The sequence below is a fragment of the Streptomyces sp. NPDC090083 genome, assembly GCF_044747445.1.
In the GTDB taxonomy this organism is placed as follows: domain Bacteria; phylum Actinomycetota; class Actinomycetes; order Streptomycetales; family Streptomycetaceae; genus Streptomyces.
The window spans coordinates 346,454-370,019 of record NZ_JBIVED010000002.1 but is presented as its reverse complement, the minus strand read 5'-3'; the positions used below and the strand labels follow the sequence as shown (position 1 = coordinate 370,019).

General features: G+C 71.1%; 17 protein-coding genes and 1 pseudogene. 8 read left to right on the top strand and 10 right to left on the bottom strand.

The window, feature by feature from the left end; all coding sequences use genetic code 11:
• The first annotated feature begins 74 nt into the window (after positions 1–74).
• Positions 75–578 carry a glutathione peroxidase gene (locus tag ACIPTO_RS07470; protein ID WP_366316817.1) on the top strand — a complete coding sequence of 168 codons (504 nt, stop codon included), beginning with the start codon at positions 75–77 and terminating at the stop codon, positions 576–578.
• A 75-nt stretch (positions 579–653) separates the two neighbouring features.
• Positions 654–1,544, top strand: coding sequence for a MerR family transcriptional regulator (locus ACIPTO_RS07465; RefSeq protein WP_401190079.1), 891 nt, complete (start codon positions 654–656; stop codon positions 1,542–1,544).
• Between the two features lie 197 nt (positions 1,545–1,741).
• Here the strand turns inward: ACIPTO_RS07465 and ACIPTO_RS07460 are convergent, their stop codons facing one another.
• The 3 genes from ACIPTO_RS07460 to ACIPTO_RS07450 all read right to left on the bottom strand — a co-directional run bounded on the left by ACIPTO_RS07460 (position 1,742) and on the right by ACIPTO_RS07450 (position 4,164).
• A complete protein-coding gene (locus tag ACIPTO_RS07460) occupies positions 1,742–1,933 on the bottom strand; it encodes a DUF397 domain-containing protein (RefSeq protein ID WP_266771355.1) in 192 nt (63 codons plus the stop codon).
• Positions 1,934–2,192: 259 nt separating this feature from the next.
• Positions 2,193–3,050, bottom strand: a complete 858-nt coding sequence (locus ACIPTO_RS07455; protein WP_366316821.1) for a helix-turn-helix transcriptional regulator — start codon at positions 3,048–3,050, stop codon at positions 2,193–2,195.
• A 361-nt stretch (positions 3,051–3,411) separates the two neighbouring features.
• Entirely contained in the window at positions 3,412–4,164 is a 753-nt protein-coding gene (locus tag ACIPTO_RS07450; protein WP_366316823.1) for a GPP34 family phosphoprotein, read from the bottom strand.
• Between the two features lie 278 nt (positions 4,165–4,442).
• Here ACIPTO_RS07450 and ACIPTO_RS07445 point away from each other — a divergent pair, with 278 nt between their 5' ends.
• Together ACIPTO_RS07445 and ACIPTO_RS07440 are read left to right on the top strand one after the other, a co-directional pair.
• Positions 4,443–7,235, top strand: a complete 2,793-nt coding sequence (locus ACIPTO_RS07445) for a D-alanyl-D-alanine carboxypeptidase (RefSeq protein ID WP_401190076.1) — start codon at positions 4,443–4,445, stop codon at positions 7,233–7,235.
• Positions 7,236–7,422: 187 nt separating this feature from the next.
• Positions 7,423–9,303, top strand: a complete 1,881-nt coding sequence (locus tag ACIPTO_RS07440; protein ID WP_401190074.1) for an MFS transporter — start codon at positions 7,423–7,425, stop codon at positions 9,301–9,303.
• Positions 9,304–9,330: 27 nt separating this feature from the next.
• On the opposite strand, the gene ACIPTO_RS07435 is transcribed toward ACIPTO_RS07440, so the two are convergent.
• On the bottom strand, positions 9,331–10,170 hold the full coding sequence (locus tag ACIPTO_RS07435) for a hypothetical protein (protein ID WP_366316829.1): 840 nt from the start codon (positions 10,168–10,170) through the stop codon (positions 9,331–9,333).
• Between the two features lie 81 nt (positions 10,171–10,251).
• Between ACIPTO_RS07435 and ACIPTO_RS07430 the strand changes: the two genes are divergently transcribed.
• Positions 10,252–11,040 (top strand): SDR family oxidoreductase, encoded by a 789-nt coding sequence (locus tag ACIPTO_RS07430; RefSeq protein WP_401190072.1) that lies wholly within the window; start codon positions 10,252–10,254, stop codon positions 11,038–11,040.
• 135 nt (positions 11,041–11,175) lie between these two features.
• A complete protein-coding gene (locus tag ACIPTO_RS07425) occupies positions 11,176–12,759 on the top strand; it encodes a sodium:solute symporter family protein (protein WP_366316833.1) in 1,584 nt (527 codons plus the stop codon).
• Positions 12,760–12,776: 17 nt separating this feature from the next.
• Here ACIPTO_RS07425 and ACIPTO_RS07420 read toward each other — a convergent pair whose 3' ends face one another.
• From ACIPTO_RS07420 to ACIPTO_RS07410, 3 genes are all read right to left on the bottom strand, one after another.
• Positions 12,777–13,895 carry an ADP-ribosylglycohydrolase family protein gene (locus tag ACIPTO_RS07420; RefSeq protein ID WP_366316835.1) on the bottom strand — a complete coding sequence of 373 codons (1,119 nt, stop codon included), beginning with the start codon at positions 13,893–13,895 and terminating at the stop codon, positions 12,777–12,779.
• Between the two features lie 110 nt (positions 13,896–14,005).
• A complete protein-coding gene (locus ACIPTO_RS07415; protein WP_366316837.1) occupies positions 14,006–14,563 on the bottom strand; it encodes a hypothetical protein in 558 nt (185 codons plus the stop codon).
• 93 nt (positions 14,564–14,656) lie between these two features.
• On the bottom strand, positions 14,657–17,242 hold the full coding sequence (locus ACIPTO_RS07410) for a bifunctional FO biosynthesis protein CofGH (RefSeq protein WP_401190070.1): 2,586 nt from the start codon (positions 17,240–17,242) through the stop codon (positions 14,657–14,659).
• A 226-nt stretch (positions 17,243–17,468) separates the two neighbouring features.
• Between ACIPTO_RS07410 and ACIPTO_RS07405 the strand changes: the two genes are divergently transcribed.
• Entirely contained in the window at positions 17,469–18,995 is a 1,527-nt protein-coding gene (locus ACIPTO_RS07405; protein ID WP_401190068.1) for a CehA/McbA family metallohydrolase, read from the top strand.
• Here the strand turns inward: ACIPTO_RS07405 and ACIPTO_RS07400 are convergent.
• The gene (locus tag ACIPTO_RS07400; protein WP_401190067.1) at positions 18,958–19,842 is read right to left on the bottom strand and encodes an endonuclease/exonuclease/phosphatase family protein; all 885 of its coding nucleotides are present in this window, start codon (positions 19,840–19,842) and stop codon (positions 18,958–18,960) included. The genes ACIPTO_RS07405 and ACIPTO_RS07400 overlap by 38 nt on opposite strands.
• Positions 19,843–19,892: 50 nt before the next feature.
• Between ACIPTO_RS07400 and ACIPTO_RS07395 the strand changes: the two genes are divergently transcribed.
• On the top strand, positions 19,893–20,288 hold the full coding sequence (locus ACIPTO_RS07395; RefSeq protein WP_401190065.1) for a nitroreductase/quinone reductase family protein: 396 nt from the start codon (positions 19,893–19,895) through the stop codon (positions 20,286–20,288).
• Positions 20,289–20,314: 26 nt separating this feature from the next.
• Here ACIPTO_RS07395 and ACIPTO_RS07390 read toward each other — a convergent pair whose 3' ends face one another.
• Positions 20,315–21,805, bottom strand: coding sequence for an aldehyde dehydrogenase family protein (locus ACIPTO_RS07390; RefSeq protein WP_401190063.1), 1,491 nt, complete (start codon positions 21,803–21,805; stop codon positions 20,315–20,317).
• Positions 21,802–23,526: pseudogene (locus ACIPTO_RS07385) on the bottom strand (amidohydrolase family protein); the annotation flags it as partial. The pseudogene ACIPTO_RS07385 and the gene ACIPTO_RS07390, both read right to left, overlap by 4 nt.
• Between the last annotated feature and the right edge of the window lie 40 nt (positions 23,527–23,566).

The following is a 23,566-nucleotide window of genomic DNA, read 5'->3' as shown; positions in this document are numbered from 1 at the left end:
GGCCGCTGGCCTGTAACCACTGGGGCTCCCGGGGCGGTGGGGAGAACGACGTTTTCCGGAGTTAGCATCCGGTTATGACGACTACAGAGAACACGGGTCCCCTCGGCGTCGAGATCGGCTCGCTCACCGGCGGTTCGGCGGACCTCTCGCAGTACGCGGGCAAGGCCGTCCTCGTGGTGAACGTGGCCTCCAAGTGCGGCCTGACCCCCCAGTACACGGGCCTTGAGCGACTCCAGGAGCGGTACGCGGCACAGGGCTTCACCGTGCTCGGCGTGCCCTGCAACCAGTTCCTCGGCCAGGAGCCCGGCAGCGCCGAGGAGATCGCCGAGTTCTGCTCGGCGACGTACGGCGTGACCTTCCCGCTGACCGAGAAGGTCGAGGTCAACGGCGACGGCCGACACGAGCTGTACGACCGCCTCGTCGGCTTCGCGGACGGCGAGGGCCACACCGGCGACATCCGCTGGAACTTCGAGAAGTTCCTGATCGGCCGCGACGGCACGGTCGTCGCCCGCTTCTCCCCGCAGACCGAGCCGGAGTCCGCGGAACTCGTGGCGGCGGTGGAGACCGCGGTCGCCTAGGACGGCGGCAGGTGTTGACCTTGCCCCTGGGGCAGGGCTGAGCGTCCTTCTCGCCGGGCGGACGGAAACCGCCCGGTGACGGAGGATGCGAGGGTGGACGACGATCTGCTGACCATCGGCGTGTTCGCGGCGCGGGCGCGGCTTTCGGCCAAGGCGCTGCGGCTGTACGACCGGCTGGGGCTGCTGTCACCGGCCTGCGTCGACGAGGTCAGTGGCTACCGCTACTACCGCGCCGACCAGACCGAGCGGGCCCGACTCGTCGCGCTGCTACGGCAGTTGGACATGCCGCTGGCCCGGATCGCCGAGCTGGTCGAGGCCGGCGGGAGCGACGCCGCGGAACTCCTCGGCGCGTACTGGACGGCCGTGGAGACCCGGATCGCCGGGCAGCGCACGCTCGCCGAGTACCTCCGTGCACGACTGTCGGGGAGGAGCTCCGAGATGTACGGAACGTTCGTGGTCGAGACGGCCGAGGTACCGGAACAGGTGCTGATCACCGAGACCCGGCACACCCTCGCGGACGAGCTGCCGGCCTGGATCGGCGCCTCGCTGGGGCGACTGGCGGAAGCGGCCGGGGAGTGCGGGGGCGTGAGCGGGGCGCCGTTCGTCGCCTACCACGCCGAGGTGTCGATGGAGAGCGACGGCCCGGCGGAGGCCTGCGTACCGGTCGCGGACGAGGCGGCGGCGCGGGCGTGGGCCGCACGGCAGGGGCGGGCCCGGCAGACCGCGGTCCGGGTGGAACCGGCCCGCAGGCTGGCCTACACCCGCATCACCAAGGCGCAGGTCGCGCACCCGCAGATCCTGGCCGCGTTCGAGGCGGTCGAGCAGTGGGTGGCCGCGCGGGGCCTGCGCTTCGCCGGTCCGTGCCGTGAGGTGTACTTCGCGGACTGGGAGGCGGCGGGACCGGAGGACGCGGTGTGCGACGTGGCGTTCCCGGTGGAGTCCTCGGCGGAGCCCTCGGCGCACTGAGGCGGGCTGACCCTGGCCGGGATGGTCCGGGCCGGGGTGGTCCGGGCAAAAGCCGAGCCCTCTCGGCAAGGACGGCGGCCAGTCGAGAGGGCTTCGGTGATGCGTTTTAAGTTGTCTGCGGTGCTGCTCCGGACGGTGAAGTTGCCGATCACCTGATCGCTCGAAGATCAGGAAGATCCTCCCTCCGTGTCGAGTGCCTATGCCTTGACGGATGCCACGAAGGCCTTCCACGCGTCGGCCGGGAAGCCCAGGGTGGGTCCCTCGGAGACCTTCGAGTCCCGGACGGCCATCGCCGACACGACCGGCGACTTGATCTCGACACACGCGCCGTTGCCCTGCGAGTAAGAGGACTTGATCCACTTGTCCGCGGCGCCCTGCTTGATTGCCATGTTCGCTCCGATTACCAGTTGCTGAGTTGCTGTCGCCGTGCCCCGCGCATCACTCCGCCCGCAGGACACGGTTTGCGCCAACGTTGTTGCTCGGTGGCGTGATCGACGCTACTCGCCAACATCGCCGCACGGAGCGGCCATTCACTCGACCGGGTGGCATATTCCGTTGGTGTCTTCCCTCTTGACCGAGGAAGGTGTACCTTTCCGCACCGCACGCGTCACGGACGGTTCGGAGCGGGACGGAACGCGACGGAACGGCTCAACGCGCATAGTCCTTGGCCACGTTCGAGATGAACTCACGGCTCTGGTCCGCGTTCAGGGCCTGCGCCCTGAGGTGTTCGTACATCACGCTGTACTTCTGGACGTCCTGCGCCTTCTCCAGATACAGGTCGCTGGTGACACCCTCGATGTAGACCACGCTGGAGTCGGCCGCGTCGGGGAACTCCAGGATCGCGTACTGGCCGCTGACACCCGGGTGCGCGCCCATCGCGAACGGGATCACCTGCACGGTGACGTGCGGGAGTTGGGACATCTCGATGAGACCGTCCAACTGCCCGATCATCACCTGCTTGTTGCCGACCTCGCGGCGCAGCGCCGCCTCGTCGAGCACCGCCCACAGCCGCAGCGGGTTCTCCGCGGCCGCGATCCGCTCCTGCCGGCGCAGCCGCACCTGGACCCGCTTCTCGACGTCCGCCGGGGCCGACTCGGGCAGCGCGCCGGTGATCAGCGCCTCGGCGTACTGCCGGGTCTGCAGCAGGCCGGGGACGACCTGGGGGTCGTAGACGCGCAGGCTGGCCGCGTCCGTCTCCAGTCCGATGTACACGCTGTACGGGATGTCGCCGAAGGAGTGCCACCAGCCCTGCTGGCGGGAGTCCTTGGCCATCTGCATCAGGGAGTCGACGATGCGGACGTCCTCGACCTCGTAGACCCCGCACAGGTCGCGGACGTCGCGCTGGCTGATGCTGCGCCGGCCGTTCTCCAGTCGGCTGATCTTCGACTGGGACACCAGGAGTCTCTCGGCGACCTCTTCGGCCGTCATGCCCTTGAGCTCGCGGAGCCGACGCAACTCCTGGCCCAACCGGCGTCGCCTGACGGTGGGATTGACACTTGACGCCACGGGAACGTGCACCTCCGACTGCATGCCTCTACTTGCTGTTACGTGCTGCTCAGTGCTTGCCACTTTGCGTATCTGCTGTTGAGCAGACTGCCACCAAGGTGGTTTCTACCGCTGGGAAACGGTGGATATGCGGCAGGTACGAGCCAGGTTCGGGTTGCCGGAGGTGCCCGTAGATGCGGCCGAGCGGGGTGGAGTGACGTTACGTCTACTCCACCCCGCTCGGACCAGCGGCTCCCGAACCGGGTCTTGGGGACTGGCGGTGCGGCGTTACTGCGGTCGTGCGGTGATGCGGTGTCGCGGCCCTGCGGTGGTTCCGTCGTGCGGTCCTGCGTGATGCGGACGTGCGCCGTGGAACTGCGGCTCAGTGAGCCACGGCGCGCGCCATGGTGCCGCGGTGCGGCTGCATCGGAACACCACGAGCCGGTTCCGGTGGCCTTGGTCCGGGCGCGGCCTGACGGCCGGCCGGGGCCGCGTTACGGCGTGGCTGTGCCGCCACCCCGTTCTGGACGTCCATCACGGCGTGCGCCACGAGTCCGCCCATCGGGTCGTGCCTGATCAGGTCCCGCAGCCGGGAGCGGGACGAGCGTCCCTCGTTGCCCGGGTACAGGTGTTTGCCGAGACCGACCGCGTGCGCCAGTGCGGCGAGCGCGGCTGTCCGCGGGTCCGGTGGCACACCGGTGCGGATCGCGGAATCGAGCCGGGCCCTGATCTCCCGGCTGATGTCGTTGTCCGTCGCTTGGTAGCGAGTCGTCGGCAGCACCCCGCACATCTGTCCCGCCACGGCATGCACCATGCCGCACCGCTCCAGATGCGAGAGGTAGGTCTGGCGAAGTCCCAGTCGGGGTCCGCCAATCCAGTTCACTGCACGCACGGGAGCGCCACGCCTTCGCAGCAACTCCAACGCGCAGTCCAAAGTCGGATCTCCGGTCGGCCGTGGTACCACCACGGCGATACGATCCCCGTCTGGGGCTATCCGTCCGGCCAGCGCCAGCTCCACTAGCTGTGCTCCGGCCAGACCGAGGTCGAGCGACTGCGGCTGCGCAGTGGTACCCGTGGTCGGGTCCAATGCCAGCAGCAGAAGCTCTTCCGGAAGTGTTCTGCGGCTCCTGCCCATCCATGCCTCCCCGCGTGGATGAATGACAGGGTGACCCCTCTCACATTGGCTTGTCGAGGGTGCGTGACCGCTTCGTAGTGGAACCGGTAGGTATGTCGTTCTCGTCTACCGGTGGGGTTAAGCCCGCACACAGGACACTGGTACATGGTTCGGACAGCGTTGGTTGATGCGTTGTCCGGACTGCGGGTATGAGATTTCCCAGCTGATTTTCCAGCTGTTTTTGTAACCAACTCGGTTATCTCGGTCGGTTCGGTTGACGCACGTGGAGCGTGCGGCGCATGGAGGAGGCATCGGTGGCGGGCGAGTCCCCCGACAGGTCGAAGCAGCGCGAGTCGTCGGCAGAACCGACGCCGGGGAGCGCGAGTCCGGTTCCGGAGGCCCGGGCCGAACGTGACCCCCGGCTGGCGGTGGCCCGGGAGGACGCGACGTCTTCGGCGTCTCCGTCGTCGTCCGCGGGCAGCCGCGGGGGTGTGGACACGGCGACGAAGGTCTTCTCGATCAAGGACCTGCGGACGGACCCGGAGCCCGGCGACTCCGATTCGGGATCCGGGGACACCCCCGAGGGTCCCAAGGGCTCTGAGGGCTCCGAGGGCTCCGAGGGTCCTGAGAGCGCCGAGAACCCCGACGAGCAGAACCCTTCCGCCAAGGGCGGCACGACCGGCGACGCGCGCCTGAGGGCGGCCGTGGCGGCCTGGGTGACGTCCGCGGACGGGTCCGAGGAGCCGGAGGACGCGAAGACCCCGGCGACGACCCCGGCGAAGACGGATTCCGCGGACTCCGAGCGGACCGCCGACGCGGAAGTCCCCGACGACGCCGAGGAGTTGGCCGGGGCCGGGAGCGCGGGAGAAAACCCCGCGAACGTGGACGCCGAGGACACCGAGGACACGAAGGGCACCGAGGACGCCGAAGCCGCCGCACCGGCGGAGGCCGACACGAGCGCCGGGAAGGCGGGCAGGCCCGGGGAGCCGGGGAAGGCCGCGAGCGGCGGCACCGGGCCCGCTGACGCCACCCCGGAGGACGAGCCCGCCGAGGGCGCCGAGGCACGCGACGCGGCTGCCGCCGAGCCCGACAGCGACGCCGACGTGACCGAGGGTGAGCAGGCCACCGACCCCGAGGACGCCACCCCGGCGGACGAGGCCCCGGAACCCGCCGACGCCCGTCCCGACGCCCCTGAGGACGCGGCTCCCGAGGACGCGACCCCCAAGGCGGCCGGGACGGCTGCGACCGAGGCCGCGAAGCCCGACGTGGCCGACGTGGCCGACGTGGCCGACGTGGCCGACGCGAAGCCCACCGACGCCGACAAGCCCTCCGCCACCGAGACGGACGCGGAGGCCGAAGGCGACGCACGGCCCGAGGCCGACGCGGAGGCCGAAGGCGACGCGGAGGACGGCGACAGCGCGCCGAGAGCCGCCGACGGCGCCTCCGCCCCGCAGGCTCCCCTCGCACCCGACGACGAGACCCGCACGGGCGGTGCGGGCGGGAGAACGAAGGTGGCCGACGGCGGAGCCGAGGCCCTCGATCACCCCACCACCGTCTTCAAGGCCGTACGCCCGCCCAAGCCCGAACCGCAGGTCGACCAGCCCACCACCATGCTCAAGCTGGGCGACGCGACAAAGACGCCCGAGACCCGCGAAACCCCTGAAACCCCCAAAGCTCCCGACCGCACCAGCAAGTTCGTCGCCCTCAAGCCCCTCGACGAGCCCCGCACGCCCGGCAGGGGCGCACCCCCCAAGGACGCCACCCGTCCCGTCCACCACGTCGGCCCCGAACACACCACCCAGCAACCGCTTCCCCCGAAGCCCCCGCTGGACCTCCTCGCCGAACTGACCAACACCCCGCCACCCCCGGAGACCCCGGTCCGCACGGCGATCCGCAGGGTCAAGATCTGGACCCCGTTGGTCATCCTCCTGGCGATCGTGTTTGCGGTAGTACAGGCCGTGCGCCCGCTGCCCACCCCGTCCCTCACCCTGACCGCCGACGACTCGTACACCTTCGACGGCAGCAAGGTGGACCTCCCGTGGCCCAGCGAGGGCCAGGGCTGGATGGACGTCAACGGCATCGGCACGATGGGCGACTTCGGCAAGCAGACCCCGGTCGCGATCGGCTCGGTCGCGAAGGCGATGACGGCGTACATCGTCCTCAAGGACCACCCGCTGAAGGCGGGCACGGAGGGCGAGAAGATCACCGTCGACGCGACCGCCGAGAAGGAGGGCGGCTACGACAAGGACGGCGAGTCCACGCTCAACACCGTGAAGGCCGGTGACGTCCTCACCGAGAAGCAGGCCCTCTCGGCGATCATGATCCCGTCGGCGAACAACATCGCGCGCCTGCTGGCCCGTTGGGACGCGGGCTCCGAGGCGGCGTTCATCAAGAAGATGAACGACACCGCCAAGGAACTCGGGATGACGAACACGACGTACACCGACGCCTCGGGCCTGAAGGAGACCACCGTCTCCTCCGCCGAGGACCAGGTGAAGCTGGGCAACCAGCTGGTCAAGATCCAGTCGCTGATGGACATCACGAAGCTGCCGGCCTGGGTCGACCCGTCCGGCAAGAAGTGGACCAACTACAACCGCCTGGTGCCGTACAACAACTCGCTCGGCATCAAGACCGGCACCACCACCGCGGCCGGCGGCAACCTGCTCTTCGCCGCCACCAAGGAGGTCGGCGGCGAGACGGCCGTCGTCGTCGGGGCGATCCTCGGCCAGCACACCGCGCCGATCATCGACACCGTCAACGCGGTCAGCAAGACGGCGATGCTCGCGGCACAGGACGCGATGACCTCGGCGAAGATCCTGAAGAAGGGGACGGTCGTCGGGTACGTGGACGACCAGCTCGGCGGTCACACGCCGGTCGTCGTCACCAAGGACGTCGCGGCGGTCGGCTGGGCCGGCCTGAAGGTGAAGCTGTCCTTCGTCGCCGACGACGTGCCGCACACCGCGAAGGCGGGCACCAAGGTGGGCACGCTCACCGTGGGCGACGGTTCGGGCGGTGCGGTCAAGGTGCCGGTCGCCCTGCAGAAGGATCTCGCGGAACCGGCCTTGACGTCCAAGCTGACGCGTCTCGGCTGACCCACGAGGCGATGTACGTCACCGCACCCCGCCGGGCGGGCACCCACCCGGGAGCCCGTCGGCGGGGTGCGTGCTAGCGTCGCGAATCGGGGCAGGTCGCCGGTCGGGGAGACGCGGCGTCGAACAGGCCGGGAACGGGACAGGACGCGGCCGAGAACAGAAGACGGGACACGGGGAGTGCCTTCAGGTGGCCACTGCGGAGCCGACACGCGCCGACGATGCCGATCCGGGCCCGGGAACCGGCCCGCGAATACGCCTGCCCGCGCACACCGCGCCGGATGACACGGCGGTAGGCGCCCCGTACCCGGACAACGGCACGGCCCGTGACGGCGGCACTCGCCTGACGCGGTTCGTCGACCGCCTCCGCGCCCCCTTCCTCCGGCACCCGGTGATCGGCTTCACGCTGCTCTCCGGTGTCCTGCACGTCGCCTGGTTCTTCACGTTCGCGAACAGTGGCGGCGACCTCGCGGCGCAGGACGCGTGGGCGGAGTTCGTCGGCCGGCACCCGGACTCGGCGTACAACCTCGCCTGGTACGGCGGCATGCACCCGGTGTCGTACAGCGTGGTCTCGCCGTATCTCATGTCGGTGCTCGGCGTGCGGACGACGATGATGATCGCCGGGACGATCTCGGCGGGTCTGCTCACCATGATCCTGATCCGCAGCCGCTCGGTGAAGAACCCGCTGTGGGCCTCGCTCGCGGGCGTCTTCGCGCTGCTGTGCAACGCGGCGTCGGGCCGGGTGACGTACGGCCTCGGTCTGGTCTTCGGGCTCGGCGCGGTGGCCGTGGTCTTCTGCTGGCCGTACCGCTGGCGCTACAAGCGCTGGGCGAAGGCCCTGTGCGCGGCCCCGCTGGCGGCGCTCGCGACGATGTCCTCGCCGGTGGCCGGGCTGTTCGTCGGGCTGGTCGCCGTGGCCCTGTTCCTGCAGAAGCGCCGTCCCGGCGCGTGGGCCCTGGGTCTCGCGCCGGCGGCGGTGGTGGCCGTGTCGGCGTGGCTGTTCCCGTTCTCCGGTACCCAGCCGATGCTGTTCGGCTCGATGATCCTGCCGCTGATCTCCGGGGTCCTGGTCTACTTCCTGGTGCCGCGCGCGTGGACGACCGTACGGATCACGGCGGCCGTGTACAGCATCGGTGTCATCCTCGTCTGGCTGGTCAGTTCGCAGATCGGCTCGAACATAAGCCGGCTGGCGATGCTGTTCGCGGGGGTGGCCCTGATCGCCGCGCTGCCGTTCACGGTGCCGCGGTCCCGCAAGTGGTACGTGATCGCGCTGGCCTTCGTCGGCTTCAACGGCTGGATCGGCTTCAAGTCGATCGACGACGTCGTCAACACCGCCCCCGCCGCGTCCTGGTCGCACGAGCTGGCGCCGCTGGTCAACGAACTCCAGACGGTCGGCGCCGAGCGCGGGCGCGTCGAGGTCGTCCCGGCCGCGTCCCACATCGAGGCCTCCGCGCTCGCGCCGTACGTCAACCTGGCCCGCGGCTGGAACCGCCAGGCCGACATGGAGCGCAACCCCCTCTTCTACGACGACACCCTCAACTCGGCGAACTACCACGAGTGGCTCCAGCGCTGGGCCGTGCACTATGTCGTGCTGCCGAAGGACAAGCTGGACGGCGACGGCGGTGAGCGCGAACGGGCCCTGGTCCAGCGCGGGATGCCGTATCTGAAGCAGGTCTGGGGCGACACGAACTGGCAGCTGTTCCAGGTCACCGACCCGACGCCGCTGGCCGAGCCGAACTCGGTCGTGGACCGGGCGGAGCAGGGCGAGTTGACCATCGAGGTGCGGAAGAAGGGGCGCATCCTCATCCGCATCCCGTACTCGCCGTGGCTGAGCATCGTCGACGCGAAGGGCAAGAGCCTCAAGCCCCCGCAGGAGACCGACGCGTCCAAGCACCGCGCCGAGGGCACGCCGAAGACGTTCGACAACCTCAACGGCTGTCTGATGGAGACGGAGGAGGACTCCAAGGGCGACAAGTGGACGATGCTGCTGGCGCCAAGGACGGGAACGTATCGCCTGGCGGCGCCCTACCAGTTGCCCCGGGGCACGCCCTGCCCGGACGAGCTGAAGTGAGCGTCCGTCGCCGGACGCGTCGGGCGGTCAGCGGAGCAGGTCGACGTACCGGTCCGTGCCCGGGACCGTGGGGATGAAGGGTGCCACCAACTCCACGCGCCCCAGGCCGGATTCGGCCACCGGGGCGTCGAGGTCGGCGAAGTACCGCTCCCAGCGGTCGCGCGGGTCGGCCTCCAGGAACCACAGCAGCGTGAGCCGGGTGTCGACCCCTTCGACCTGCTTGACGTAGGTCATGCGGTCGCCGGGCAGCGGGGTCGGCCGGAAGACGGTCACCATCGCGGCCGGGGAGCCCGCGAGCCGTTTCGGGAGGTGGCGGGAGCGGAGCCACTCCAGCAACTCGGCGCGCTGCTCGGCCGATTCGCTGTCGACGACCTGCAGCACCAGCCCGGCGTACGGGTGGTCGAGGGCGTGGAAGTCGCGCGGGCCCGCCGCGCCGTCCCGGTACACGGTCGCCTCGTGGTCCTGGAACGCGGTGAAGACGTGCGTCCGGTCCTGGTAGACGCGACCGTCGCGATTCAGCCGTTTGTTGATGCCGACGGTCCACTTCATGTGGTCGTCGTAGCGGCCGTCGGTGACCCAGTAGGTGGAGAGGTAGCAGCCGGCGGTGGCGGGCTGGGCGATCGCCGACTTCTCGGGGTAGCGCAGGAGTTGGAGATCCCGGGTGGCGACCCAGCGGCGGCCCGCGTACATCCAGGGCATGGCCATCGCGCCCGCGTAGTAGTGGTCGTCCTCGTACCAGCGGTTGTAGGCGTACTCGTGGCCGGGATGCGGTTCGACCATGGTGATCAGCGCATGCCCCGGCCGGACTCCGTACGGTCCCACGGCGGCCAGTTCGGCGTACACGTCGCTCCGGGTTTCCTCGCTCACGTCGCTCCCCTTCCGTCCTCCGCCGGTCGCCCATACTCTGACGCCCCGTCAGATAAATCGCCAGACCCCGGGAGGGATCGGATGTCGCTGCTCGCGGGCAAGACCGTCGTCGTCTCGGGGGTCGGGGCCGGACTCGGCCACCAGGTCGCCGCCGCCGTCGTACGGGACGGGGGGAACGCCGTCCTCGGTGCGCGCACGGAGGCGAATCTCGCCAAGTCGGCCGCGGAGATCGATCCTGACGGGGCACACACGGCCTACCGGGCGACGGACATCACCGACGAGGGCCAGTGCGAGGCGCTGGCGGCGCTGGCGCGGGAGCGGTTCGGGCGGGTCGACGCGGTGGTCCAGGTCGCCGCGTGGGACAGCTACTTCGGCGGGGTCGAGGACGCGGACTTCGCGACCTGGGAGTCCGTGGTCGGCGTGAACCTGCTGGGCACCCTGAAGATGACCCGGGCCTGTCTGCCGGCGCTGAAGGAGGTGGGCGGCGGGTCGGTCGTGTTCATCGGGACGCAGTCGGCGGTGGCCGCGCCCTCGCAGGTGCGGCAGGCGGCGTACGCGGCCTCGAAGGGGGCGCTGACGAGCGCGATGTACTCGCTGGCAAGGGAGTTGGGGCCGCACCGGATCCGGGTGAACACCGTGCTGCCGGGGTGGATGTGGGGGCCGCCGGTGGAGGCGTACGTGCAGTTCACCGCGCACACGGAGCAGGTGCCGGAGGCGGAGGTGCTGAAGCGGCTGTCCGACCGGATGGCGTTGCCGGAGCTGGCGACGGATGGGGATGTGGCGGACGCGGCGGTGTTCCTGGCGTCGGACCGGGCGCGGGCGATCACGGGTCAGTCGTTGCTGGTCAACGCGGGGGAGCTGATGCGTTGAGTTCATGTAGGTGAACCAGGAACATCAATCCGAACGATTTTACTTCCCCTTGACCTCACGCTTACTTGTCGTGCTCACGCACGACCGCCCACGATGAGCCCCGGGCTGAACCGGCTCAACCGTGGGAGGGCGCATATGAACGGGCTCGACTGGGCCGTGCTCATCGGCTATTTCGGCGTGATGGTCGCGATCGGCGTGTGGTCGCACAAACGCGTCGACAACGTGAGTGACTTCTTCACGGCCGGCGGGAAGATGCCCTGGTGGCTCTCCGGCATCTCGCACCACATGTCGGGCTACAGCGCGGTGATGTTCACCGGCTACGCCGGCATCGCCTACACCTATGGCGTCACGTCCTTCATCACCTGGTCGTTCCCGATCGCGCTGGGCATCGCGATCGGCTCCAAGCTGTTCGCGCCGCGCATCAACCGGCTGCGCTCACGGCTCCATGTGGCGTCCCCGCTCGAATACCTGAAGAACCGCTACAACCTGAAGACCCAACAGGCGCTGGTCTGGTCGGGCATGCTGCTGAAGATCGTGGACGTGGCCGCCAAGTGGGCCGCCATCGCCACCCTGTTGTCCGTCTTCACCGGCGTCTCCCTGAACCAGGGCATCCTGATCACCGGTGGGATCACCGCCATCTACTGCACGATCGGCGGCCTGTGGGCCGACGCACTGACCGAACTCGGCCAGTTCGTCATCCAGTTGCTGGCCGGCATCTCCATGTTCGTGGCCGTCGTGCTGAAGCTGAACGACAAGGGCATCGGGTTCTTCGGCGCCTGGGACGAACCGGCGCTCCAGGGCCACGGCAAACCGCTGGTGGGCCCCTACGGCACGGTGTTCCTCCTCGCGTTCCTCTTCATCAAGCTCTTCGAGTACAACGGCGGCATGCTCAACCAGGCCCAGCGCTACATGGCGACCACCAGCCCGCGCGCGGCCGAGCGGTCCGCGCGGCTGTCGGCGGCACTGTGGCTGATCTGGCCGACGGTGCTGTTCTTCCCGATGTGGATGTCACCGCTCCTGGTCCACGCGCAGAAGCCGGACGGCTCCGACTCCTACGGCCTGATGACCGAACAGCTGCTGCCGCACGGCCTGTTGGGCCTGGTCGTCGTCGGCTTCTTCTCCCACACCATGGCGATGTGCTCGTCCGACGCCAACGCCATCGCGGCCGTCTTCACCCGGGACGTGGCACCGGTGGTGTCCGCCAGGGCCCGTGCCTGGAACGACCGTTCGGGACTCATCGCGGCCCGCGTCACCACGGTCGTCTTCCTCGGCCTGTCGATGTCGGTGGCGACGCAGATCAACTCGCCCACGTTCAAGGACATCATCACGGTCGTCATCAAATGGGTCGCGGGTCTCATGGGCCCGATCGCGATCCCGATGATGCTGGGTCTGCTGCGGCCGTTCCGCAAGTCCGGTCCCACGGCGGCCCTCACCAGCTGGGCGGCGGGCCTGTTCGCCTTCTGGCTGGTCAACTACCCCATCAACTGGCAGATCGACGGCGGGGTCCCACTGGAGTACCAGGTGTCGATCCCGCTCGCGGTCTCCCTCGTCCTCTACATCCTCATCGGCTATGTGAGGCCCGAGGACACCCCGGAGCGTGACGCGCTGATCGAGAAGATCAACGGCGGCGGGGACGACGACGGGGAGGCGGCCGCGGTGGCGGTACCGGCGCAGGCCCAGGCGGGTGCGGGCGACGACGTCGTGGGCAGCCCGTCGTAGGCAGCCGGCCGTAGGGCTCAGGCGCCCCGCGGGTAGCGGGCGATCCATCCCGGGGAGGATCCGGCGGGCCCGTGCAACGCGGGTCCCTGGGTCATCTCCACCGCGAAGTCGTCGGCGAGCACGAGCAACGTGGGACGGCCCTCCAGTTCGGCCAGCCAGGCCGGCGGGAGGGCCGTCTCGCCGTACAGCGCCCCGAGCAGCCCGCCGGTGAGCGCGCCGACGACCCCGGACGGCCCGCCGTGGTTCACGGCCAGACACAGCCCGTGCCGTACGTCCTCGCCCACGAGCGCGCAGTAGACGGAACCGGCGAGCACCCCCTCCGCACTCCCCTCCCCCACGAGTTCCTCGACCCGCCCGGAGGTGGGCATCCCCTGCCGTACGGCGCCGAGGGCGCGTTGCAGACCGTCGGAGACGGGCGGGTGGCCGGGCCGGGCGGCGAGCAGCGCGAGCGCCCGCTGCACGGCGGCGTCGAGGCTCTCGCCGCGGGCCAGGCCGTGCACGATGACGGCGTAGGCGCCGGCGGCGAGGTATCCGACGGGATGGCCGTGCGTCTGCGCCGCGCACTCCACGGCGAGCTGCATCACGAGCTGGGGCTCCCACCCGACGAGCAGTCCGAAGGGCGCGGACCGGGCGGCGGCCTCCCCGCCCGCCTCGCCGGGGTTCTTGGGCGCGTCGAGCGTCCCCATCCGCTCGTCGCCGAACCCCAGCAGACAGGCCCGGGTCGGCTCACGCCGTGCGTAGAGCCATTCCTCGCGCGCGAGCCACCCGTCGTCCTTGCGACGCTCGTCGGGCCCCCAGTCGTGCTGGGTGGCGGCCCACCGCAGATACGCCCGATGCAGATCGGTGGGCGGATGCCAGGCTCCTGTGTCCCGCCGCACCTGGGCCCTGATCAGCCCGTCCACGCTGAACAGGCTGAGCTGGGTGAGATGGGTGACTCCTCCGCGCCGCCCGAACCCGAAGGCGAGATCCACGACGCCCTCGACTCCGTAGGCCTCCCGGATCTCGTCCATCGCCAGCAGATCGACGGGCGCGCCCAGCGCGTCCCCCACGGCGGCCCCGAGCAGCGTCCCCCGCACCCGGCTCCGAAAGTCCTGCTGCTCCACCCGGCCCCAGACGGCCCCGGCTGCCGTACTCACCAAAGCCCCCTCACAGCGCCGTTCGTACGTACGAGTCAGCTCAGCACTGTAATCGAACGGGGACGGTGCGTTGAGGGGGTGGACCGGCCGAGGCCGGTCGGGGTGGTCGGCTACCCGACGACGACGACCTTCGTGCTCGTCGTGCCGAAGGCCCACAGCGCCGCGCCGTCCGCCTTGGCCATGCGGATGCCGCCGGTCTGCTTGCCCGCCGCCGCCGGTGGGGGCGAGGAGCCGTCGACCGCGTTGGAGAAGGCGATGTTGAGGCCGGACTTGGTGGCGAAGTAGACGATGTTCTCGATCTGGACGCCGTCGGAGCCCGTCGTGGCGTCCCTGCGGACCGACACGGTGTACGTGCCCGGGTCGGGGCTCACCGTGCCCGGCCAGACCGTGAACGTGCGGGCCGCCTTGTCGCTCGCGTCGACCAGCCACACGCGTTTCTCGCCCACCGCGTAGACGACACGGCGGCCGGTGCCGGAGTCGGCGGGGACCCCGGCGACGGCCGTCGCGTGCGGCTTGGGGGACGTGGAGGCGTGCGCGGACGCCGACGCGCTCGGACGGGCGGCGGACGCCTTCGGGTGCGGCCCCTTGTCGGCCTGGACGGCCAGGACCGTGACCGCGGCGATCGCTCCCACCGTCAGACCGGTCACCCAGACCTTGGAGGCAGGCACGGGCACGCATCTCCTCAGCTACACACAGCCCCCGCATTCCGATCGAACAGGGGTCGGATCATCGTACCGGCCTCCGTCCACGCCTCCGTCCGCTCAGTCGAGCACCGGCAGCAGTTCCGGCAGATGCCCGTCCGAGACGGCGGCGGCCCGCTGCCGCTCCTCCGGCACCTCGCCGTAGAGCGTGGTGCGCGGCCTCGCCGGCCTGCCCGCCAGTTCCGCCACGGCCACCAGGTCCCGCACCGACTTGTACGAGCCGTACGACGAGCCCGCCATCCGCGAGATCGTCTCCTCCATCAGCGTGCCGCCGAGGTCGTTCGCCCCCGAGCGCAGCATCTCCGCCGCGCCCTCCGAGCCGAGCTTCACCCAGCTCGTCTGGATGTTGGGGATGTGCGGGTGGAGCAGCAGTCTCGCCATCGCCACCACGGCCCGGTTGTCCCGCATCGTCGGGCCCGGGCGGGCGATCCCCGCCAGGTACACGGGTGCGTTGGTGTGGATGAACGGCAGGGTCACGAACTCCGTGAAGCCGCCGGTGCGTTGCTGGATGCCGGCCAGGGTGCGGAGGTGGCCGAGCCAGTGGCGCGGCTGGTCGACGTGGCCGTACATCATCGTCGAGCTCGACCGGATGCCCAACTCGTGCGCCGTCGTGACCACTTCGATCCAGGTCGCCGTCGGCAGCTTGCCCTTCGTCAGGACCCAGCGGACCTCGTCGTCGAGGATCTCCGCCGCCGTGCCGGGGATGGTGTCGAGCCCCGCTTCCTTGGCCGCCGTCAGCCACTCGCGGATCGAAAGGCCGGTGCGGGTCGCGCCGTTCACGACCTCCATCGGGGAGAAGGCGTGGACGTGCATGCCGGGGACGCGTTCCTTGACCGCCTTCGCGATGTCGAAGTAGGCCGTGCCGGGCAGGTCGGGGTGGATACCGCCCTGCATGCAGACCTCGACGGCCCCGACCTCCCAGGCCTGTTGGGCCCGGTCCGCCACCTGGTCCAGGGAGAGGGTGTACGCGTCCGCGTCCGTGCGGCGCTGGGCGAAGGCGCAGAAACGGCAGCCCGTGTAGCAGACGTTGGTGAAGTTGATGTTCCGCGTGACGATGTACGTCACGTCGTCGCCGACCGCCGACTTCCGCACGTCGTCGGCGATCCGCGTCAGCGCGTCCAGCGCCGGGCCGTCCGCGTGCAGCAGCGCCAGCGCCTCCGCGTCGGTCAGCCGGGTCGGGTCGTCCGCCGCCGTCGCCAGGGCCTGGCGCACGTCCGTGTCGATCCGCTCGGGGACCATGCCGGGCGCCGCCGCCTCGCGCAGGGCGCCCCAGTCGCCGTAGACCTCGTCGAAGTCGTCTCGGCGGTCGGACGTGCGGCCCTCGGTGTCGATCGTGGTGTGGAGGTCCGTGCGGCCGGACGCCACGAAGGCCTCCTCCGGCTCCTGCCAGGCGTGGCCCTCCACCTTCGCGTCCGCACGCGCCAGGCCCGTCTCCGGGTCCGCCAGGGCCCGTACGTGCGGCAGCAGGCGCGGGTCCAGCCAGGGTTCGCCGCGGCCCACGAACTCCGGGTAGACGCAGAGGCGTTCGCGGAGTTCGAAGCCCGCCTCGGCCGACTGCGCGCGCAGCAACTCGATCTGGGGCCAGGGGCGTTCGGGGTTCACGTGGTCGATGGTGAGGGGGGACACCCCGCCCCAGTCGTCGATGCCCGCGCCGATCAGCCGCTCGTACTCGGAGTCGACGAGGTTGGGGGGTGCCTGGATGCAGGCCGCCGGGCCCATGATGTGCCGGGCCACCGCGACCGTCGCCACCAGTTCGTCCAGCTCCGCGTCCGGCATCCCGCGCATCGCGGTGTCCGGCTTGGCGCGGAAGTTCTGGATGATCAGTTCCTGGATGCCGTGGTAGGCGCGGGAGACCTTGCGGAGCGCGAAGAGGGAGTCCGCGCGCTCCTCGTACGTCTCGCCGATGCCGATCAGGACGCCGGACGTGAAGGGCACCGAGGACCGGCCCGCGTCCTCCAACACCCGCAGCCGTACGGCCGGTTCCTTGTCCGGGGAGCCGTGGTGCGGGCCGCCCGGCTCCGACCAGAGGCGGGTCGCCGTCGTCTCCAGCATCATGCCCATGGACGGGGCGACGGGCTTGAGCCGCTGGAAGTCCGTCCACGTCATCACCCCGGGGTTGAGGTGCGGGAGCAGGCCCGTCTCCTCCAGGATGCGGATCGAGATGGCGCGGACGTACGCGATCGTGTCGTCGTAGCCGTGCGCGTCGAGCCACTCGCGCGCCTCCGGCCAGCGGTCCTCGGGCTTGTCGCCGAGGGTGATCAGGGCTTCCTTGCAGCCGAGTTCGGCGCCCTTGCGCGCGATGTCGAGGACCTCGTCCGGGGACATGAACATGCCGTGGCCGGCGCGGCGGAGCTTGCCGGGGACCGTGACGAACGTGCAGTAGTGGCACTTGTCGCGGCACAGCCGGGTGAGGGGGATGAAGACGCTCTTCGAGTACGTGATCACGCCGGGCCGGCCGGCCGTCTCCAGGCCCGCGTCGCGCACCCGGGCGGCGGACGCGGTGAGGTCGTCGAGGGCCTCGCCGCGCGCCTGGAGCAGCACCGCCGCCTCCGTGACGTCGAGGGCCACGCCGTCACGGGCGCGTTTGAGGGCGCGACGCATGGAGTTCTCGGTCGGGCCGGTTCCGGAGCTCGCGGGGGTCGTCATCCTTCGAGCATACGATCGCTCTGATCAGGCCAAAGAGGGACGGCCGATTCGTTCCTCCCGGGCAGTCGTCACACGGTGTCACTGGCAGCGGGGACGCGCAGCCCCGCCCGCGCCGGTGCGGTTTCCCGACACCCGGCGATTCCCTGTCCTTGCGCGGGAGTTCACGGCCCACTAGCAGAGTCGTACGTGCCATCCCTGTCCCTCACGACACCCCGGGAGCAGCAGCATGTGCGACGACGAGCACGGAAACGGCATCAACCGGCGCGCACTGATCGTGACGGGCGCCGCCGCGCTTACGTTGGGAAGCGTGACCTTCGCGAGCGGCACCGCGGCCGCGGCAGACGGCTACCAGGAGAGCCGGACGGTACGGGGCATCCTCCCGACCGGCTCGCCGGACTACGTGTACGTGCCGGTCGAGGTCCCCGCGGGGGTCCGCGAGCTGAAGGTGGCGTACACGTACGACAGACCGGCCGTCCCGGCCGGCACCCAGGGCAACGCCCTCGACATCGGCATCTTCGACCAGCGGGGCACGGACCTCGGCGGCCGGGGTTTCCGCGGCTGGTCGGGCGGGGCCCGCACGGAGTTCTTCCTCCGCGCCGACGACGCGACCCCCGGCTACCTCCCCGGCCCGGTGCACGCCGGCACCTGGCACATCGCGCTGGGCCCGTACACCGTCTCCCCGCAGGGCCTGGCGTACGAGCTGACGATCACGCTCACCCACGGCGCGCCGGGCGCCGCCCCGCGGCCGGTGTACCCGCCGGAGCGGGCGAAGGGGCGCGGGCGGGACTGGTACCGGGGTGACTGCCATCTGCACTCCTGGTACTCGGACGGGCGCCGCACCCCCGCCGAGATCGCGGCGCTGGCGCGCGCGGCGGGCCTGGACTTCATCAACTCCTCGGACCACAACACCCAGTCCTCGCACCTCCATTGGGCTCCGGAGGCGGGTGACGACCTGCTGATCATGCTGGGTGAGGAGATCACCACCCGCAACGGTCACGTCGTCGCCCTCGGCACCGAACCGGGCACGTTCGTCGACTGGCGGTACCGGGCCCGCGACAACCGTTTCGGACGGTACGCCCGCGAGATCCGGCGGGCCGGCGGCCTGGTCGTGCCCGCCCATCCGCACGCCACCTGCATCGGCTGCGCCTGGAAGTTCGGCTTCGGCGAGGCGGACGCGGTCGAGGTGTGGAACGGCCCCTGGACGCCCGACGACGAGATCGCCCTCGCCTCCTGGGACGCGACGCTGGTGGCGTCCGTGCGGGAGAACCGGGAGTGGCTTCCGGCGATGGGCAACAGCGACGCCCACCGTGACCCGGACGTCGTCGGCCTGCCGCAGACGGTCGTCCTGGCCGACGACCTGACCCGCGAGGCCGTCCAGGACGGCATCCGCGCCGGGCACTCCTACATCGCCGAGTCCAAGGACGTCTCCCTCGCCCTCACCGCGACCGGCGGCCGGGCCCGGCAGGCGGGAATCGGCGACCGGTTGAGGGTCTCCGCGGACACGCCGGTCACGGTCCGTCTTGAGGTCACCGGCGCCCCGCGCTGCACCGTCCGCCTCGTCACCGACCAGGGGGTCCTGTTCACCAGCGATCCGCTTCCGGCCGGCGGCGCGGGTGCCGTGGAGTGGCACACCACTCCGGCCTACGCGGCGTACGTACGCGCCGAGGTGCGGCACGAGACGACGGCGGGGCCGCTGCCGGGCGCACCGGCCGCGCTCACGAACCCGGTGTTCCTGGGCGACCCCGTCCGCTGAACCGGTCGGCGGGCACGGCCGGTTCGTCGCTCAGGTCCACGACGACGGCCGCGTGATCGGTCGGCCACACCCCGCCGACCGGCCCGTCCCCCGCCCGCCGGGCGCCCCGCACGTGCCCGGGACCGTCCCGCCCGGCCGGCGCCACGAAGACGTAGTCGACCCGGGCGCTCGGCCCGGACGACGTGCCCGCGACGTAGGGGTTCCGGAGGTCCCAGGTGGCCGAGGGCGCCCCGGGTTCGGCGACGTCCCAGGCGTCGACGAGTACGTGGCCGGGGACGGGCGGCGCGGTCCGGTGCCCGCCGAGGAGCCGCACCTCGTCCGAGTCCGGCCGGGCGTTGAAGTCACCGGTGACGACGGGCGGGAACGGCCCCGTGCCGCGCCGCCGGGCGACGAACTCCGCGAGCGCGGTGACCTGTTGGCACCGTACGGCCGAGGCGGCGGGCGCGGAGGAGAGGTGGGCGGTGAAGAACGGGACCCGGTGGCCCGGCGCGTCCAGCCCCGCGTACACCGCGAGCCGGCCGCCGTCGCCGTCCCCGGGCGGCAGCGGCAGGACGGCCCGCTCCGCGACGGGCCAGCGGCTGAGGACGGCGTTGCCGATGCCCACGGCGGTGCCGCCGAGCCGCCGCTGCCAGAACCCGGGGTCGTGGGAGGCCCCCCAGGTCCAGTGCATCCCGAGTTCCCCGGCGAGCCACCCGGCGAGGTTCTCCCCGCCGGTGTCCCGCGTGTCCCACACTTCCTGCAACCCGACGACATCGGGCCGCAGTTCACGCAGCACGGCGAGGATCGCCGTCCGCCGGGCCTCCCAGGGCCCGTACCGCCACCACAGGTTCCACGTCACGACCCGCACGGCACCATGGAACACCACGCCCCGCCCGCGCGACAGGAGACCGAGACGCCATGCCCACCCCGCAGGCCGCAGCCAAGTACCGCACCGTCAGCAGGATCCAGCGCGTCCTGAACTCGGTCACCCGCCGTCTGCCCACCCAGACCGTCCTGGAGACCACGGGCCGCGTCTCCGGCAGGCCCCGGCGCACCCCGCTCGGCGGCCGTCGGGTGGGCAGCACCTTCTGGCTGGTCTCGGAGTTCGGCGAACTCTCCCACTACGTCCGCAACATCAAGGCCGATCCCGAGGTCCGCGTCCGCATCATGGGCCGCTGGCACACGGGCACGGCCCATCTCCTCCCCGACGACGACCCCCGTGCCCGGCTGCGTGCCCTCCCCCGCTTCAACAGCGCGGCGGTCAGGGCGATGGGCTCGAACCTGCTGACGGTACGGGTGGACCTGCGGGACTGAACCGCACCCGCGCGAGGAGGGGCCTCTCAGCCGGGCCACACGATCGCCTGCACCTCGCTGTACGCGTGCAGCGCGTACGAGCCGACGTCCCGGCCGACCCCGCTCTTCTTGAAGCCGCCGAATGGGGCCTCCATGTTGCGTCCCACCGTGTTGACGCCCACGCCGCCGGCCCTCAGCCGCCGGGCGACCCGGAAGGCGCGGGCCACGTCGGCCGACCAGACGTAGTCGATGAGGCCGTAGTCGCTGTCGTTGGCGAGGGCGATCCCTTCCTCCTCGTCGTCGAAGGGGACGACCACGACGACCGGCCCGAAGATCTCCTCGCGGACGACCCGCATCTCCGGGCGGCAGTCGGCGAGGACGGTCGGCGCGACGAGGAACCCCGGCCCGGAGGACGGCCGTTCACCGCCCGCGACGACCACCGCGCCTTCCTTCCGGCCCAGTTCGACGTACGACTCGACGCGTTCGCGGTGTGCCGCCGAGATCACCGGTCCGACCACCGTGTCCGGCAGGCGCGGGTCGCCGACCTTCAGCACCCGTGCGTAGGCGGCCAGTTGCTCGACGAGCCGGTCGTGGATCCCGCGCTGGGCCAGTACCCGCGTCGGTGCCGTGCAGATCTGTCCGCTGTAGAAGGAGAAGGTCGTGCCGATCCCGGAGACGGCCGAGGCGAGGTCCGCGTCGTCGAAGACGAGGGCCGCGCCCTTCCCGCCCAGCTCCATCAACTGCCGTTTCATCGCCCGCCCGCACACCTCGGCGATCCGCTGCCCGACCGCCGTGGACCCGGTGAAGCTGACCATGTCGACGTCCGGCGCGTCCACGGCCGTCTCACCGACCGCCACGGACTGCCCGTTGACCACGTTCACGACCCCGCGCGGCACCCCGGCCGCCTCCAGCGCCTCCGCCATGCGGTAGACGGACAGCGGGTCCTGCGGCGCGGGTTTCACGACCACCGTGTTGCCCATGGCGAGAGCGGGCGCGATCTTCCCCGCGGGGTTCGCCCAGGGGTTGTTGTACGACGTGATGCAGGTGACGACCCCGACCGGCTGCCGCACGGCGAGCGCCCCCATGACGGCCGCCCGCCCGAAGGGCCCCGCCTCGTTCACCTGCGGCGCGATGGCCCACTCGCCCGGCTCGACGGTCGCGTACCGCCTGAACCGGGCGGCGCCCACGCCCACTTGCATGCCCCGCGCGGTCCCGGTCGTGGCCCCGCTCTCCGCCTGCGCCAGCTCGGCGTACGGCACGAGCTGCCCCCGGATGATGTCCGCCGCCCGCCCGAGAACGGCGGCGCGCTCCCCGGCCGGCGTGCGCGACCACGGCCCGAAGGCCTCCCTGGCCGAGGCGGCGGCGGCGCGCACCTGTTCCCGGGAGGCTTCGGGCGCCCACCCCACGGTCTCCTCGGTGGCGGGATCGATCACGGCGTAGTGCCCGCCGTCGGGCTCGACCCACTCCCCGCCGACGAACAACCGCTGTCCGTCGGCGGCCTGAGAGCCCGCCCGCCCCGCGTCCGGCCCGGAACTCACCGGGTGCTCACCGTCCTGGTGTCCCGCCCCGACCGCAGCACCCGCCCGGGCACGTGCCCGCTCACCACGTCGTCCCGGATGGCCTCGACCCCGTTGACCCACACGGCCCGTATCCCGATCGCCTCGGAGTCGAGGCGCGGACTGTCACCCGGCAGGTCGTGCACCAGGGTGGCCTTGCCCGCGTCGATCCTCTCGGGGTCGAACAGCACGAGGTCCGCATGCCAGCCCTCCCGCACCTGCCCCCGCTCCCGCAGCCCGAACAGCCGGGCCGGATCGTCGGTGAGCATCTTCACGGCCTGTTCGAGTCCCACCAGCTTCCGCCCGCGCACACAGTCCCCGATGAACCGGGTCGTGTACGGCGCCCCGCACATCCGGTCCAGATGCGCCCCGGCGTCGGACCCGCCGAGCAGCACGTCCTCGTGCCGCCAGGTCTCGGCCCGCAGCGCCCAGGAGGCGGGGTCGTTGTCGGACGGCATGGGCCACAGGACCGTACGCAGCTCGTCGGCCGCGCAGATCTCCACGAGGCACTCGAAGGGTTCCTGGCCGCGCTCGGCGGCGATGTCCCTCACCACCCGCCCGGTCAGCCCCTCGTTGGCGGTGCTGTAGGTGTCCCCGATCACATAGCGGCCGAAGTCGGCGAGCCGCCGGAAGACGCCCGCCTCCTTGCTGGTGGCGTTCCGCAGCATCTCGGCGCGTACGCCGGGGTCGCGCAGCCGGGCGATCCGTTCGGGCACGGGCAGGCTCAGGACCGGTCCCCAGCCGGGTATCAGGTTCAGGGCGCAGAAGGTGCCCAGGGACATGTTCATCGGCGTGAGGATCGGCATGGTCAGGGCGACGACCCGGCCGCCGGCCTTGCGGGCCCGCTCGCTCGCGAACAGCTGCCGGGGCACCCGTTCCGGCACGGCGGCGTCGATGGTCAGCACGTTCCAGTTCAACGGCCGCCCGGCCACCGCGCTCATCTCGACGAACAGGTCGATCTCCGCGTCGCTGAACTGGTCCAGGCACCCGGCGACGATCGCCTCGATCTGTGTGCCTTCGTGCTCACCGACCGCCCGGGACAGGGCGAGCAGTTCCTCCGGCCGGGCGTGCCGTGAGGCGACCGGCTGTCCGTCGCCGTCCGAGTGGGTGGAGGACTGGGTGGTGGAGAAACCCCAGGCGCCCGCGTCCATGGCCTCGTGCAACAGCCGTACGATCTCGGCGAGTTGCTCCTCGCTGGGCTGGCCGCCGACCGCGTCCGGTCCCATCACGTACCGTCGCAGCGCGCAATGCCCCACCATGAAACCGGCGTTGACCGCGATCCGCCCTTCGAGGGCGTCCAGGTACTCCCCGAACCCGCGCCAGCTCCAGGGCGCGCCCTCCTCCAGGGCGACCAGCGACATGCCTTCGACCTTGGACATCATCCGGCGCGTGTAGTCGGCGTCCTCCGCCTTCAACGGCGCGAGGGTGAACCCGCAGTTCCCGGCGGCGACGGTCGTCACTCCGTGGTTCAGGGACGGCGTGGCATACGGGTCCCAGAACAACTGGGCGTCGTAGTGGGTGTGGGGATCGACGAAGCCGGGGGCGAGGACGAGCCCGGCGGCGTCCTCGGTGCTGCGGGATTCCTCGGTGGCAGTGCCGACGACGGCGATCCGGCCGTCGCGGACACCGACGTCGGCGACGAATGCGGGCGCACCGGTCCCGTCGACAACCGTCGCCCCTTTGATGACGTGATCGAGCACGAGCCTTGCCTCCTGAAGCGTGCGATGCGCTGACCGACCTGCT

Bases quoted from the DNA above. Each gene is read 5' to 3' on its own strand.
- ACIPTO_RS07470 (WP_366316817.1), top strand. From the start codon at position 75: ATGACGACTACAGAGAACACGGGTCCCCTCGGCGTCGAGATCGGCTCG.
- ACIPTO_RS07460 (WP_266771355.1), bottom strand. From the start codon at position 1,933: ATGGCAATCAAGCAGGGCGCCGCGGACAAGTGGATCAAGTCCTCTTAC.
- ACIPTO_RS07450 (WP_366316823.1), bottom strand. From the start codon at position 4,164: ATGGGCAGGAGCCGCAGAACACTTCCGGAAGAGCTTCTGCTGCTGGCA.
- ACIPTO_RS07445 (WP_401190076.1), top strand. From the start codon at position 4,443: ATGGAGGAGGCATCGGTGGCGGGCGAGTCCCCCGACAGGTCGAAGCAG.
- ACIPTO_RS07430 (WP_401190072.1), top strand. From the start codon at position 10,252: ATGTCGCTGCTCGCGGGCAAGACCGTCGTCGTCTCGGGGGTCGGGGCC.
- ACIPTO_RS07425 (WP_366316833.1), top strand. From the start codon at position 11,176: ATGAACGGGCTCGACTGGGCCGTGCTCATCGGCTATTTCGGCGTGATG.
- ACIPTO_RS07410 (WP_401190070.1), bottom strand. From the start codon at position 17,242: ATGACGACCCCCGCGAGCTCCGGAACCGGCCCGACCGAGAACTCCATG.
- ACIPTO_RS07405 (WP_401190068.1), top strand. From the start codon at position 17,469: ATGTGCGACGACGAGCACGGAAACGGCATCAACCGGCGCGCACTGATC.
- ACIPTO_RS07395 (WP_401190065.1), top strand. From the start codon at position 19,893: ATGCCCACCCCGCAGGCCGCAGCCAAGTACCGCACCGTCAGCAGGATC.